The 13,883-nt window shown below is 64.4% G+C and carries 14 protein-coding genes; 7 read left to right on the forward strand and 7 right to left on the reverse strand.

What is annotated here, in order from left to right:
- The first annotated feature begins 88 nt into the window (after positions 1 to 88).
- Together JQ572_RS08100 and JQ572_RS08105 are read left to right on the forward strand one after the other, a co-directional pair.
- Positions 89 to 1,303, forward strand: a complete 1,215-nt coding sequence (locus JQ572_RS08100) for an acyl-CoA dehydrogenase (protein WP_135177394.1) — start codon at positions 89 to 91, stop codon at positions 1,301 to 1,303.
- Between the two features lie 165 nt (positions 1,304 to 1,468).
- On the forward strand, positions 1,469 to 2,392 hold the full coding sequence (locus JQ572_RS08105) for an MBL fold metallo-hydrolase (RefSeq protein ID WP_211382491.1): 924 nt from the start codon (positions 1,469 to 1,471) through the stop codon (positions 2,390 to 2,392).
- 7 nt (positions 2,393 to 2,399) lie between these two features.
- On the opposite strand, the gene JQ572_RS08110 is transcribed toward JQ572_RS08105, so the two are convergent.
- Entirely contained in the window at positions 2,400 to 3,254 is an 855-nt protein-coding gene (locus tag JQ572_RS08110) for a DUF1499 domain-containing protein (protein ID WP_211382492.1), read from the reverse strand.
- Between the two features lie 208 nt (positions 3,255 to 3,462).
- Positions 3,463 to 5,091: a fatty-acid--CoA ligase gene (locus JQ572_RS08115; RefSeq protein WP_211382493.1), complete on the reverse strand. Its 1,629-nt coding sequence runs from the start codon at positions 5,089 to 5,091 to the stop codon at positions 3,463 to 3,465.
- A gap of 64 nt (positions 5,092 to 5,155) precedes the next feature.
- Here JQ572_RS08115 and JQ572_RS08120 point away from each other — a divergent pair, with 64 nt between their 5' ends.
- Complete coding sequence (locus JQ572_RS08120) at positions 5,156 to 6,268, forward strand: extensin family protein (protein ID WP_211382494.1); 1,113 nt, start codon at positions 5,156 to 5,158, stop codon at positions 6,266 to 6,268.
- Between the two features lie 37 nt (positions 6,269 to 6,305).
- Here the strand turns inward: JQ572_RS08120 and JQ572_RS08125 are convergent, their stop codons facing one another.
- A complete protein-coding gene (locus tag JQ572_RS08125) occupies positions 6,306 to 6,989 on the reverse strand; it encodes a L,D-transpeptidase (protein ID WP_211382495.1) in 684 nt (227 codons plus the stop codon).
- Positions 6,990 to 7,327: 338 nt separating this feature from the next.
- On the opposite strand from JQ572_RS08125, the gene JQ572_RS08130 reads away from it, so the two are divergent.
- Positions 7,328 to 8,305 carry a magnesium transporter CorA family protein gene (locus tag JQ572_RS08130; protein ID WP_211382496.1) on the forward strand — a complete coding sequence of 326 codons (978 nt, stop codon included), beginning with the start codon at positions 7,328 to 7,330 and terminating at the stop codon, positions 8,303 to 8,305.
- 207 nt (positions 8,306 to 8,512) lie between these two features.
- On the forward strand, positions 8,513 to 8,731 hold the full coding sequence (locus JQ572_RS08135; protein WP_211382497.1) for a hypothetical protein: 219 nt from the start codon (positions 8,513 to 8,515) through the stop codon (positions 8,729 to 8,731).
- A 206-nt stretch (positions 8,732 to 8,937) separates the two neighbouring features.
- Here the strand turns inward: JQ572_RS08135 and JQ572_RS08140 are convergent, their stop codons facing one another.
- Entirely contained in the window at positions 8,938 to 9,690 is a 753-nt protein-coding gene (locus tag JQ572_RS08140) for an SDR family NAD(P)-dependent oxidoreductase (protein ID WP_211383509.1), read from the reverse strand.
- Between the two features lie 26 nt (positions 9,691 to 9,716).
- Complete coding sequence (pdxH, locus tag JQ572_RS08145; RefSeq protein WP_211382498.1) at positions 9,717 to 10,358, reverse strand: pyridoxamine 5'-phosphate oxidase; 642 nt, start codon at positions 10,356 to 10,358, stop codon at positions 9,717 to 9,719.
- A gap of 113 nt (positions 10,359 to 10,471) precedes the next feature.
- On the opposite strand from pdxH, the gene JQ572_RS08150 reads away from it, so the two are divergent.
- Both JQ572_RS08150 and JQ572_RS08155 read left to right on the forward strand, forming a co-directional pair.
- Positions 10,472 to 10,879, forward strand: coding sequence for an RT0821/Lpp0805 family surface protein (locus JQ572_RS08150; protein ID WP_211382499.1), 408 nt, complete (start codon positions 10,472 to 10,474; stop codon positions 10,877 to 10,879).
- 187 nt (positions 10,880 to 11,066) lie between these two features.
- Entirely contained in the window at positions 11,067 to 12,029 is a 963-nt protein-coding gene (locus JQ572_RS08155; RefSeq protein WP_211382500.1) for a DnaJ C-terminal domain-containing protein, read from the forward strand.
- A gap of 401 nt (positions 12,030 to 12,430) precedes the next feature.
- Here the strand turns inward: JQ572_RS08155 and JQ572_RS08160 are convergent, their stop codons facing one another.
- Complete coding sequence (locus tag JQ572_RS08160) at positions 12,431 to 13,201, reverse strand: anti-sigma factor family protein (protein ID WP_211382501.1); 771 nt, start codon at positions 13,199 to 13,201, stop codon at positions 12,431 to 12,433.
- Between the two features lie 109 nt (positions 13,202 to 13,310).
- Positions 13,311 to 13,799, reverse strand: coding sequence for a sigma-70 family RNA polymerase sigma factor (locus tag JQ572_RS08165; RefSeq protein ID WP_211382502.1), 489 nt, complete (start codon positions 13,797 to 13,799; stop codon positions 13,311 to 13,313).
- Positions 13,800 to 13,883: the final 84 nt, after the last annotated feature.

Genomic DNA, 13,883 nt, shown 5'->3' on the forward strand with positions numbered 1-13,883 from the left:
CCATCCATCTGCAACGCAATTGCACTTGTTGCCGCGGCGCTTTACTTTGTCGGGCAAATTTCGACGGAACCAGACGAAAGGACGTTTCATGAGCGTGCGCCCTCAGGCCAAGGACAAGCCGGCTGCGGCTTCTTTTCAATGGGACGATCCGTTCCTGCTCGACGAGCAGCTCACCGAAGACGAGCGCATGGTGCGCGACACCGCTCGCGCCTATGCCCAGGACAAGCTGATGCCGCGCGTCGCCAAGGCCTATCTCGAAGAGACGACCGATCGCGAGATCTTCAACGAGATGGGTGAGCTCGGCCTGATCGGCATCACCCTGCCTGAGGAGTATGGCTGCGCCAATGCGAGCTACGTCGCCTATGGCCTCGTCGCGCGCGAGATCGAGCGGGTCGATTCCGGCTATCGTTCGATGAACTCGGTGCAGTCCTCGCTGGTGATGTACCCGATCTACGCCTATGGCGACGAGAACCAGCGCAAGAAGTACCTGCCCAAGCTCGCCAGCGGCGAATGGGTCGGCTGCTTCGGCCTGACCGAGCCTGACGCCGGCTCCGATCCGGCCGGCATGAAAACCCGCGCCGAGAAGGTTTCCGACGGCTATCGCCTGACCGGCAGCAAGATGTGGATCTCGAATGCGCCGATCGCCGACGTGTTCGTGGTCTGGGCCAAATCGGCCGCCCACGACAACCAGATCCGCGGCTTCGTGCTGGAGAAGGGCATGAAGGGCCTGTCCGCGCCGAAGATCGGCGGCAAGCTCAGCTTGCGCGCCTCCATCACCGGCGAAGTCGTGATGGACGGCGTCGTGGTCCCCGAGGACGCGCTGCTGCCCAACGTCTCCGGCCTCAAGGGTCCGTTCGGCTGCCTCAACCGCGCCCGCTACGGCATCTCCTGGGGCGCGCTCGGCGCGGCCGAGGACTGCATGCACCGCGCCCGCCAGTACACGCTCGATCGCAAGCAGTTCGGCAAGCCGCTCGCCGCGACCCAGCTCGTGCAGAAGAAGCTCGCCGACATGGAGACCGAGATCGCGCTGGGGCTCCAGGGCTCGCTTCGCGTCGGCCGCCTGATGGACGAGGGCAAGTTCGCCCCCGAGATGATCTCGATCATGAAGCGCAACAATTGCGGCAAGGCGCTCGACATCGCCCGCGTCGCGCGCGACATGCACGGCGGCAACGGCATCTCGATCGAATACCACGTGATGCGCCACGTCCATAACCTCGAGACGGTCAACACCTATGAGGGCACCCACGACGTCCACGCCCTGATCCTGGGCCGCGCGATAACGGGTATTCAGGCGTTTTTCTGATTGCTCAGCTGTCATCGCCCGCCTTGTGCGCAGTTGCGCACCGGAGCGGGCGATCCAGCATCCCAGAGACCTCGCCTTCGCCACCGGCGCCGCGGCGTAATGGATACCCCGCCTTCGCGGGGGGTATGACGGCGAGGGGTGGGACCGTAGTGCACAGGAAGTCCCATGTCCGACAACGACGACGTCCCGTTCAACCGCAACTTTCCACTCAAAGCCGGAAGCGTCGAGGAAGTCCGACCCGGCGTGCGGCGCGTGCTCTGTAACAATCCGAGCCCGTTCACCTTCACCGGCACGGTCAGCTACATCGTAGGCCAGGGCAACGTCGCGATCATCGATCCCGGTCCGAACGACGAGGCGCATGCCGCGGCGCTGCTCGATGCCGTGCGCGGCGAGACGGTGAGCCATATCTTCGTCACCCACACCCACCGCGACCATTCGCCGAACACCGCGCGGATCAAGCAGGCGACCGGCGCGCCGGTTTATGCCGAAGGCCCGCACCGCGCCTCGCGCCCGCGCTTCGAGAGCGAGAAGCACAATCCGGAATCCGGCGTCGACCGCGACTTCGCGCCCGATATCAGGATCGCCGATGGCGACGTCGTTGAAGGCGACGGCTGGCGTCTGGAGGCCGTGGCAACGCCCGGCCACACCGCCAACCATCTTGCATTCGCCTGGCCCGAGCGAAAGTTCAACTTCGTCGGCGATCACGTGATGGGCTGGTCGACTTCGATCGTGGCGCCTCCCGACGGCTCGATGATCGACTACATGGCCTCGCTCGACCGCCTGGCCGCACGCGAGGAGGATCTGTATTTCTCCGGCCACGGCCCCGAGATCCCGGACGGGCCGCGTTTCGTGCGCTTCCTGATCCGTCACCGCAAGGCGCGCGAATCCTCGATCCTGCATCGCCTTGCCAAGGGTGAGACCGACATCCCGACCATGGTCCGCGCGATCTATATCGGCATCGATCCCAGGCTGACGACCGCCGCCGGCTATTCCGTGCTGGCGCATCTGGAGGATCTCGTCGCCCGCGGCGTGGTGGCGACGGATGGCGATCCCGTGATTGGCGGGACGTACCGGATGGCGAACGCCTAGCTCACGGTCACTTCTTGACCGTCTTCGCCGGCGCCTTCGGCGGGATCACCGGCGTCTTCTTCACCGGCTTGAGCGCGTCGGCATCGGCTGCGGTGTTGAGATCGTCGATGAATTTTTTCACGCGCGCGGCGTTGCTGCCGAGGTCGCTCTCGAAATAGCGCGAGGCGGAGCGGATATCGACGCGGGAATCGTCGCCGTCGGGCACGACGCGGATCGCGATGTCCTCGCGGAATCCCATGATCGGCGAGCGCGCCACCGCCTCGATGCGGCCGATGCGGCGCGGCGGCTGCGGCGCGCGCTCGTCGATGACAAGCCATTTGCGCTTGTTGACGAGCTGAAGTGCGATCGCATAGGCGCGGTCGACGGAAATCTCGAGCTCAATCGGCTCGATATCAGGATAGAACTGGCGCTGCTGCTCGGCCGAATAGAGGCCGGCATAGACGGCCGTGTTGGTGCCGTCGCCGGTACGCAGACGCGCCAGCGCATCGAACCGCGGCGGGTCGATCGGGTCCGTGGTGATGTCGTGGATCGCCGGCAGCTTGCGGTATTGCAGGCCGAGATAAGCGGGATAGCCGAGGATCGCTGCGTCGATAAGGAAGGCAAGCAGGATGCGCGCCATGCCGCGCGAGCCGTTCTGCCAGATTGCGGCAAAACCGGCGAGCCCGAACAGGATCGAGAGCGCGGCGATCCCAAGCCCGCCGAAGAAGGTCGCGAGCGCCGGCTTCATCTCCAGGAAGCCGAAGCGGAGGATGAGGATCGAGACCACCACCGCCACGACTGCGAACACGGCCAGATTGCGCGCCCAACTTGCGAGGCTGGACACGGGCTCCGACTGATAGGGAGCGGAAAACCTGCGGGCCATCGGGTGAGCTCTGCCGAAGTCTTGGGGCGCGGTGCCGGCCGATCTGGCGCGACGATGGGCCGTTGAGACCACGCCCCGGCCGTAAATTCAAGCGTTCCGCAGGCGTCCGGACCGTCATGGCCGGGCTTGGCCCGGCCTTCCACGCCTTTCTGCAGCCGAGACGCGGATGCCCGGGACGAGCCCGGGCATGGCGCCTGTGACGGCCTACCTATGCCGCCGCGTTGGGAAAGCGATAATCCTTGAACTGGTCGCGCAGCGCCGTCTTCAGGATCTTGCCGGTGGCGGTGTGCGGGATGCCGTCGACGAAGGCGACGTCGTCCGGCATCCACCATTTGGCGATCTTGCCGTCCATGAACTTCAGGATGTCCTCGCGGCTGGCCTGCTGGCCCTGCTTGAGCTGCACGATCAGGAGCGGCCGCTCGTCCCATTTGGGATGGAACACGCCGATCACGGCGGCCTCCGCCACGGCGGGGTGGCCGACTGCGAGGTTTTCGAGGTCGATCGAGGAAATCCACTCGCCGCCGGACTTGATGACGTCCTTGGAGCGGTCGGTGATCCGCATGTAGCCGGCCTCGTCGATGGTCGAGACGTCGCCGGTGTCGAAGAAGCCGTCCTCGTCGAGAATGTTGGTGTCAACGCGGTAATAGGCCTTGGCGACGGCCGGGCCGGAGACCTTGAGACGGCCAAAGGTCTTGCCGTCCCACGGCAGCTCCTTGCCGGCATCGTCGGTGATTTTCATCTCCACCGCGAACGGCGCGTAGCCCTGCATCTGCAGCACGTCCAGCCGCGCCTCGCCGGTGGCATTCTGGAACGGCGGCTTCAGCGCCGCCACGCTGCCGATTGGGCTCATCTCGGTCATGCCCCAGGCGTGGCGCACGTTCGCGCCCATGTCGAGGAAGGCCTTGATCATCGAGCGCGGCATCGCCGAGCCGCCGCAGATCACCATCTTCAGGTCCGGCAGCTTCAGATTGTTGGCGGTCATGTGCTGGAGCAGCATCAGCCACACCGTCGGAACGCCGGCGGTGTGCGTCACCTTCTCGGTCGAGAGCAGCTCATAGACCGAGGCGCCGTCGAGCTTGGCGCCGGGCATCACCAGCTTGGTGCCCTGCGACGGCGCGGAGAAGGCGATGCCCCAGCTGTTGGCGTGGAACAGCGGCACCACCGGCAGCATGGTCTCGGAGGCGCTGGTGCCGAGCGCGTCGACATTGTTCGCCATCAGCGCGTGCAGCACGTTGGAGCGATGCGAATACAGCACGCCCTTCGGATCGCCCGTGGTGCCGGACGTGTAGCACATCGCGGCTGCCGTGTTCTCGTCAAAATCCTTCCATTTGAATTGGCCGTCGGCCTCCGCAATCCAGTCCTCGTAGGCGACCACATTCTTCAGCGTCGTCTGCGGCATGTGCGCCTTGTCGGTGAGCACGACGTAGCGTTCCACGCTTCCCAGCTTGTCGGCGATCTTCTCAAGGACCGGAACGAAGGTGATGTCGGTCATCACGATGCGGTCCTGCGCATGGTTGATGATCCAGGCGATCTGCTCGGGGAAAAGGCGGGGATTGACGGTATGGCAGATGGCGCCGATCCCCATGATGCCGTACCACGCCTCGAGATGGCGCCAGGTGTTCCAGGCGATCGTTGCGACACGGTCGCCGAGCTTGATGCCGTCGCGCTCCAGCATCTGCGAGACCTTGAGCGCGCGCTTGTGGATGTCGCCATAGGTGGTGCGATGGATCGGCCCCTCGACCGATCGCGTGACGACCTCCTGCTTGCCATGAATCCTGGCGGCGTGTTCGATGATACGGTGGCAGAGCAGGGGCCAATCTTGCATCAAACCAAGCATTCCGTCGTTCCTCCGAGAATTCGCTGGGCGGTTGTCGCTCTCAGCGCTGGGCCAAAGAATTGTCATGAGTTTTAGCCTGCCGGACTTTCGCCGCAAATGGTCTTGTCGCGGCTATATGTCCGCCGGCGCGGCAATGGTTACCGTCGCGCTGGGGCTGTCGCTCGTGCTCGCCGAGAGGGCGGAGGCGCGAAAATATGCTGGTCCGCTGGATATCTTCGGTCTTGGTACACCACGGCCGCGCGCGACGCATCATTCCGCCAAGATCCCGCTACCGAAACCGCGCCCTGAGGAAGCCCCCAAAGCATCGGACGAGGCCGCGCCGGAGGCCGAAGGCAAGCCTTCCCCGGACAGGCCTTCCCCGGACAAGCCTTCTCCCGACAGGCCCAACGCCAGCAAGCCCGCCGAGGCCGCGGCGCCGCCCGAGAAGCAGGTCTCGGCCTGCCGCCTTGCGCTGACCGAGGACATCGCAGTCGCGCCCTCGATCCCGGATATCCGCGGTCCAGGCGCCTGCGGCGGCGAGGATCTGGTGCGGCTGGAGGCCATCGTGCTGCCGGACAAGCGCAAGGTGGCGGTCAAGCCGGCGGCGATTCTCCGCTGCACCATGGCGTCAGCGATCGCCGATTGGGTGCGCAAGGACATGGTGCCGCTGGCCGCGAGCCTCGGCTCGACCATCAGCGATCTCGACAATTTCGACAGCTTCGAGTGCCGCGGCCGCAACCGCGTCGCCGGTGCGATACTGTCCGAGCACGGCAAGGCCAACGCCATCGACGTCCGCGCCATCAAGCTCGTCAACGGGCAGTCGATCGGTCTGACCGACCGCACCTTGTCGCGCGACGTGCGCGAGCGCGTGCTGCATTCGGTCTGCTCGCGTTTTACGACCGTGCTCGGCCCCGGCTCGGACTGGTACCACGAGGATCACATCCATCTCGATCTGGCCCAGCGGCGCAACGACTACCGGATCTGCCAGTGGAACGTCTGGGACCCCCTGCCGCAGGTCGCCCCGCTGCTGCCGGCGGAACGGCCGGAAGAGGCCCCGCCGCGCGAGGTCGCGGCCAAGGCGGACGGTAAATCCGAGGCTGCCAAAGACCAGGCGGATGAGGCCGAAGAGCCCGAGAAGCCCGCGCCTCCCGCACCGAACCCGGCATCCAAGAAGCCCGCAACAAAAAAGCGCCGGTAGAACCGGCGCTTTTGCAATTCAGGAGATCGGGAGACGATCAGTATTGGCTCGTTTGGCTGGCGCCGCCCTGCAGCGCTAGCCGCGAGTTGTACGGGGAGTCACCGTGCTTCGGCTCGAGCACGACCACGATCGTGCCGACCTTGACGCGGCTATAGAGGTCGATTGCGTCCTCGTTGGTCAGGCGGATGCAGCCCGACGAGATCGAGGCGCCGATATATTCCGGCTGGTTGGTGCCGTGAATGCGGAACAGCGTGTCCTTGCCGCCCGAGTAGAGATACATGGCGCGCGAGCCCATCGGATTGTCCGGACCGGGCGCGACGAAGGTGGGCACGCCGAGGCGCGAAATCTCGCCGGGGGTCGGGTGCCAGGCCGGCCACTCGGTCATGCTGCCGACCTTGGCAATGCCGGACCAGGCCATTGCCTCTTCGCCGACGGTAATGCCGTAACGGATCGCCTTGCCGCCATCCATCACGTAGTAGAGATAGTGATTGTCGGAATCGACCACGATCGAGCCCGGCGCTTCCTTGCGATGGTAATCGACGATAGCGCGGCGGAACGGCTCAGCGACCGGGGTGTTCTCGTACCGAACCTTGGCAAGGAGTTCCTTGTCCTTCGGCTTGAAGGCCTTGGTGTCGGTCGCCTCAAAATGCGTGGCCTGCATGCAGCCCGACAGCATCAGGCCAGCGGCCAAAATACCCAGCATAACTTTCAGCGACGACATGATTTGATTCCAATCGAAAACAACAAGCTTTCGCGGGGCTTGAGCCAAGCCCAAATTCCACGATTCCGTTGACCCCCATTATCGTTGAAATCTGCCACAATTCCAGCGTTTCGGACCTTCTCCCGCACTGCGAGCCCCTAGCTGTGGCTTTTTTGCCGCAAGTTTTGCACCCCAGAGCTCGCTTTTGGACAAAGGATGCCGAACTGTCGATTCCATGCCACGGTCGGGCCACGGCGCCGCCACAAATGCAAACGCTCCGTTAATGTGCTTGTCATCATGAACTTGTCAGAATCGCGCTAAGGGCTGTCATTCTGTCGCAGGCCCTGCTGGAGTTGTGCATGTTTTCTGTGTTTCTTCCCTCCGAGGGCTCCCTCAAGAAGGCGGTCGTCGACGATCTCGCGGCACTACCGGAGGCGGCGGTCTGGATCGACCTGGTCAATCCGACCGCGGCCGAGGACAAGGCCGTTGAGCGGCTCGCGGGTATCGCGATCCCGACCCGGGAAGACATGCAGGAGATCGAGATCTCCAGCCGCCTCTATATCGAGAACAGCGCGCGCTACATGACTGCGACGCTGATGTGCCACTCCGATACCGACATGCCCCGGACCACGCCGGTAACCTTCATTCTGGGCGACCATCGGCTGGTGACGGTGCGCTACGATCTGCCGAAGCCCTTCGCCCTGGTCGAGGCCAAGCTTGCCCGTTCGTGCGTGCCCACGATCACCGGCGAGATGGTGCTGGTGGAACTGCTGGACGCCGTGATCGACCGCTGCGCCGACATTCTGGAGAAATGCGGCGCCGACATCGACCAGGTCAGCCACGACATCTTCGAGCCCGAGAGCGAGCGCCACGGCCACGCCAAGCAATATTCCCAGATCCTGATCTCGATCGGCCGCAAGGGCGATCTCACCTCGAAGGTCCGCGAGAGCCTGGTGTCGATCGGCCGCGTCGTCACGTTCCTGTCCGCGGTGGTGGAGGGCGTGAAATGGTCGAAGGACATGCGCGAGCAGCTCAAGACCATGCAGCGCGACGTCGCCTCGCTGACCGACCACGCCTCCTATCTCTCCAGCAAGATCACCTTTGTGCTCGACGCCATGCTCGGCGTCGTCAATCTCGAGCAGAACAACATCATCAAGCTGTTTTCGGTCATGGCCGTCGTCCTGATGCCGCCGACGCTGATTGCCTCGATCTACGGCATGAACTTCAAGGCGATGCCGGAACTCGAGTGGGCGCACGGCTATCCGTTTGCGCTGGTGCTGATGCTGATCGCGGCGATCGTCCCGTACTGGATCTTCAAGTGGAAGAAGTGGCTCTGATCTCGTAGCCCTCTCGGGAGATAGCTACCGAGACCTTACGCCGGTCGTAGAGACACGGTGCTTGATGTCGCAGAATAGAGCGGGATTGAGGCCGTGCGGTGATGTGTGCGCAGTGCCCCAATTCCTCCGGTAAAATTTGAGCGGTGGGCTGAACGTTTGCGCGAAACTTGTCTGCGATAAGCAGTGGGTTAGCCGCGAGGAACAGCCATGGTTGAAAAACACATAACGTCGCTCCGCAACGTCATTGATCTGGCGAACTATCGTCAGGTCCTGGCGAGCGGCAAGGCGGCGTCGATGTCGGCACGCATGTGCCGGCACTGTGGTGCTCCGCTGCTCGACGGTGAGAATGACGACGACTGCTCGACTGCATTTAATGCCGCAGCTCCCCGGCTGCGCGATCGGTCGCGTCGGATTCGAATCGACTGAGCAACGGAAAGAAGGGCGGGCGATCCAGGTCTTGCGGCGGCGTTGTCTGGATCGCCTTGCTTCCCTGAGCACTTCCAATTCTCTCATTGCGAGGAGCGACTTGTCTGCCGTAACTCGAGGAGCGAAGGCGGCAGCGACGAAGCGATCCAGACCGTCTCCGTGGAGGCAGTCTGGATTGCTTCGCTTTCGCTCGCAATGACGCGCACCTACACGTGCTGGCCGCCGTTGATGTGGATCTCGGCGCCGTTGACGTACGAACTGGTGTCCGTGCACAGCACGTAGATGATCTTGGCGACCTCGTCGGGCGTACCGAGGCGGTGCATCGGGATCTGCTGCTCGACGATCTTCTCAGTGCCCGGCGACAGGATCGAGGTGTCGATCTCGCCCGGCGCGATCGCGTTGACGCGCACGCCGACCCGGCCGAAATCCGAGGCCATCTCGCGCGTCAGGGATGCCAGCGCGGCTTTGGAGGTCGCATAGGCCGCGCCTGCGAAGGGATGCACCCGCGAGCCCGCGATCGAGGTGACGTTCACGACCGAGCCCTTGGCCGCCTTCAATTCCTCGATCAGTCCCCGCGCCATCATGATCGGCGCGAAGAAGTTGACGTTGAACACGTGCGTCCAGGTATCGAGATCGGTGTCGACCGAGCCGAGCCTTGAGCCTCCAGGGCCCTTTGGCGAGATCGCGGCGTTGTTGACGAGCGCATGGAGCATGCCGCCTTCGAGGCGGTCGCGGATGTCGGAGATCGCACGCGTGGTATCGGCGGGGGTGGCAAGGTCGACCTGGATGTGATCTTCGGGGCCTGCGTCCCACGGGCAATCCTCCGGGAACGGATGCCGCGAGCAGGTGATGACGCGCCAGCCCGCCGACGAGAAGCGGATCACGGTGGCGTGGCCGATGCCGCGGCTCGCTCCGGTCAGGAGCAGCGTGCGGCGCGGCGCATTGGACGAATGCGGCATGGACATCTTTCAGATCGGCCAAAGCTCTAGGGATACATCCGCGTCTTGGACCACGGCTCGCCGGCCGCGTCACGGCGAAATTCGATGCGGTCGTGCAGGCGAAATGGGCGGTCGTGCCAGAACTCGATGCGCGCCGGCGTGATGCGCCAGCCGCTCCAGCCCGGCGGACGCGGCACCTCGCCGATGACGTGCTTGGCCGCGACCTTGGCGATGGCCTGCTCGAAGGCGAAGCGGCTTTCCAGCTCCTGCGACTGCTTGCTCGCCCAGGCGCCGATCTGCGCCTGCTTGGGGCGGGTCGCAAAATAGGCGTCGGCCTCGGCGTCGGTCACCGGCGTCACGTTGCCGCGGATGCGGACCTGACGGCGCAGCGACTTCCAGTGAAAAAGTAACGCCGCCTTAGGATTTGCGGCGAGTTCGCGGCCCTTCTGGCTCGCGATGTGGCTGTAGAAGACGAAACCATCGGTATCGAAGCCCTTCATCAGCACCATTCGCACGTCCGGAAGCCCTTCCGGGTCGACGGTTGCGAGCGCCATCGCGTTCGGATCGTTCGGCTCGCTCTTGATGGCCTCCTTCAGCCAGGCCTCGAACAGCGCAAACGGCTCGTCGGCGGCGGTGAAATCACCGGATGTTAAGGGTGTCTGGTGTTTCATCGAAGTCGTGTCGGTCATGTCTGGAGTCCGAGTTGCGTCCTGCGGCCCAAAACGCGTTGTTGTCCGCTTCCGCCCTATATAGGGCATGGGGACGCGTTGGCCTATCGTCGATCCGGCCGTCCGGCTTCGTCATGACCGTCGTTCTGATCGGGCTCGGCACCAGCGGCTGCAGCTTTTCGCGCAATGACACGAGTGCCTACGCCAAGGCCGACGACAGCGACCTCACCGGCTCGATCGCGATGCCGGCGAAGGAGGCGGCCCCCACCGAGACCGATCTCGCCTTCGCCCGAAACGCCGCCTCCGACGTCCTCAGCAAGGGCGACAAGGATTCCAGCCAGCATTGGGAGAATCCGGAGACCGGGGCGCGCGGTTCGGTTACGCCGATCGCGCAATCCTATGCCGCCGAGGACGGCCGCAAGTGCCGCGATTTCCTGGCGAGCTACGTCAACGGCCGCACCGAAAGCTGGCTCCAGGGCGCCGGCTGCCAAAGCACCCGTGGCCGTTGGGAGATTCATACGCTAAAGCCATGGCGGAGCTGAGCATGATCCGGACCCGAAGGGCCGCGTTCGCGAAAAGCGGGAACCGGTTTTTCGATAAGATCGTGCTCCAGAGGTAGAGAATCAGCCCCGAAGACTAGTTGCAAAAATGCCACTCGCCCCCACATGAGGCTCAGATGGGGCGGGGAGCCCTTTGAACATATCGATTTCCCGAGAGGAGACGTGACGGATGCGCGACCCCTATGAGATCTTGGGGGTGCCGCGGAGCGCCAACGCTGCCGCGATCAAGAGCGCCTATCGCAAGCTTGCCAAGAAGCATCATCCCGACAGCAACAAGGATGACCCGAAGGCCGCAGAGCGCTTCTCCGAGATCAATTCGGCAAACGAGATCATCGGCGACGAGGACAAGCGCAAGCAGTTCGACCGCGGCGAGATCGACGCCGACGGCAAGCCGCGCTTTCAGGGCTTTCCGGGCGGCGGCGGGCCACGCGGTCGCGCGGGTCCCGGCGGGTTCGAAAGCTACACGTTCCGCGGTGGCGGCGCGGGCCCCGGTCAGGGCGCCGGCGCGTTCGAGGATATCCTCAACAGCATGTTCGGCGGTGCGCGCGGCGCGCGGCCCGGGGCCGGTGGTGCCGGGCAGTTCGAATTCGACACTGGCGGGATCGGGGTTGATCTCGACCTGAATGTCGCCATGACCGTCTCGCTGGAAGAGTCGGTGCAGGGCGGAGAGAAGCGCGTCCGGCTGCCGACGGGCAAGGAGCTCAACGTCAAGATTCCGGCCGGTGTTACCGAGGGCCAGCAGATTCGGCTCCGGGGGCAGGGCGAAAGCGCTCAGGGCCATCCGCCGGGCGATCTTCTGATCACCATCAGCATTGCGCCGCACCCCTTCTTCAAGGTCGAAGGCGCCGACCTCAGGATCGACCTGCCGGTCACGCTCTATGAGGCGGTGCTCGGCGGCAAGGTCCGCGTGCCCACTCTCGGCAATGCCGTGGAATTATCGGTCCCGAAGAACACCTCCAGCGGCCGGACCTTCCGCCTCAAGGGCAAGGGATTGCCAAAAGCCGGCGGAACCGGGGATCTCTTCGTCACCATCAGGATTATGCTACCGGACGGGAACGACGCCGAGCTTGAAGCATTGATGGAGAAGTGGCGGGACCAACACCCCTACAATCCACGTAGCGGGCTTGGCTGATGCATGATCCGCAAAAGCGCGTAGCGGTTTTGTGAAAAGATCATGCGCAAACAAAGAGCTAAGGCGCGGGCTATCGCGCTTTAGGGCGAGATCTGAACTGAAGGGGTTCTCCTAAGGTCTAGAGCATCCTCCCTGCAGATGATGCTCATCATACAGGTGAAGCGTGGTAGCGCTTCGACGCTCGACGTGTCGGTTGTCCGGCGGGGCAGCCGATAAAAAGGTGCGGCCTCGAGAGGGGGACCAGCGCGGTACCAAAAACCCCAATCGAGGCCGCCCGCGTCGATCGGCGGATCGAACGCTGCTCATTTTCGCGTGATCATCCGGTGCGATAATGAGACGCGCCGATGTCTTGATTCCAAATTTTCAATGTCGGAATCGAGGCACCGCGTTTGTGTGGTTGTCTAGGTACCGTTTTTCTCGGCCTGGTCGTACACGGCCTGCGCCACCTTGGTCAGCCGGTCGCGATCGCCGCCGCCGCTGACGACGTAGCCGACGCCGCGCTCGGCCCAGAACAGCGCGCCGTCCTTGTCCGTCCTGGCGTACCGCATCTGCGTCGCGCCGTTCTCGGTTTTGGCGGTGTAGATCGTGTATCGCTCGCCCGAGGCGCCCTCATACATCAGGAACGACGCCGGACCGTTCGGCCCCGGCAGGAGCCGGCCGCCGACCAGCTTCAGCCCGCTCGCCTCCAGGTTCGGCGCGAACACGGTCCAGCCGCAGCGCCTGGTGAGCCACGCCTGGAGGTGGTCGCGCTCGTTGCCGCCGACTTCGACGGGGTGGCGAACCTCGACGACATAGAGGCGGTGGGCGTCGAGCGCGTCCGTCGTGAAGCTCTGGAAGGTCGATGGTGCGTTGGCGGCGCCATGCGCCAGCCAGCCGGCAGTGCCGCCGGTGACGAAGGCAACCAGCACGGCCGCGGCGGCGCCATAGAGCCAGTGCCGCGGGCGGCGTTCCAGCCGCTCGAGCTCAAGCCGCGCCGGCACCGGCTCCTGGGCGACGGAATCATAGCGGGCGTGCAGCATCTCGGCCATGGCGCGCCACGACTGCACGCGTTCGGCATCGTCAGGCTGGGCGGCAAGCCAGGCCTCGACGTCGGCGCGGCGCTCGGCCGGCAACTCGCCGTCGACATAGGCGTGCAGCTCGTCTTCGGTCACTGGGATCTTGCGGTCGTTCATATCGGTCGTCTCTGGCTCTGCGGCCCAAAATGTCTTTCGTGATTCAACTGCGCCGCGTCCCACTCCATGCGTGGGAAGCGCCATGCGCAATGCATCAACCCTGCCATCATCATTTCACCCGCCTGAGCGCCGGGCGCTCGCCCTCCAGCGAGGCTTTAACGTGGGCACGGGCGCGGGCCAGGCGCGACATCACGGTGCCGATCGGCACGCCCTGGATGTCGGCGACCTCGCGGTAGCTCATGCCCTCCAGCATCACCAGGAGCAGCACCGAGCGCTGCTCCTCGACCAGCGTCGCCAGCGCCTTCTCGATGTCACGTCCTTCGGCTTCGGTCCCGCTGGCATCCGGGTTGTTCTCCGTCAGCTGCATGAATTGCGGACGCCTTGCCAGCGAGCGCCGCCGGTTCTTGTTGAGGTTGGTCAGGATCGTGTACAGCCAGCTCCTGACGTCACCCCCGAGGAACAGGCGCTCCGAACGCAGCGCCCGCACCAACGTATCCTGCACCAGATCGTCGGCCGCATCCGCCTCGCGCGTGAGCGCGCGGGCGTAGCGGCGCAACGCCGGGATCATGGCTTCCACACTTTGGCGAAACGCACTCATGCCGTCTTGACGTCCTGATGTTCGGCGCGAGCGCCACAACGATCATAACACCCGAGCGGAACAGCTATTCCGGCGCTCGAAACA

The organism is Bradyrhizobium sp. SZCCT0153 (genome assembly GCF_018129995.1).
Taxonomy (GTDB): Bacteria; Pseudomonadota; Alphaproteobacteria; order Rhizobiales; family Xanthobacteraceae; genus Bradyrhizobium; species Bradyrhizobium japonicum_G.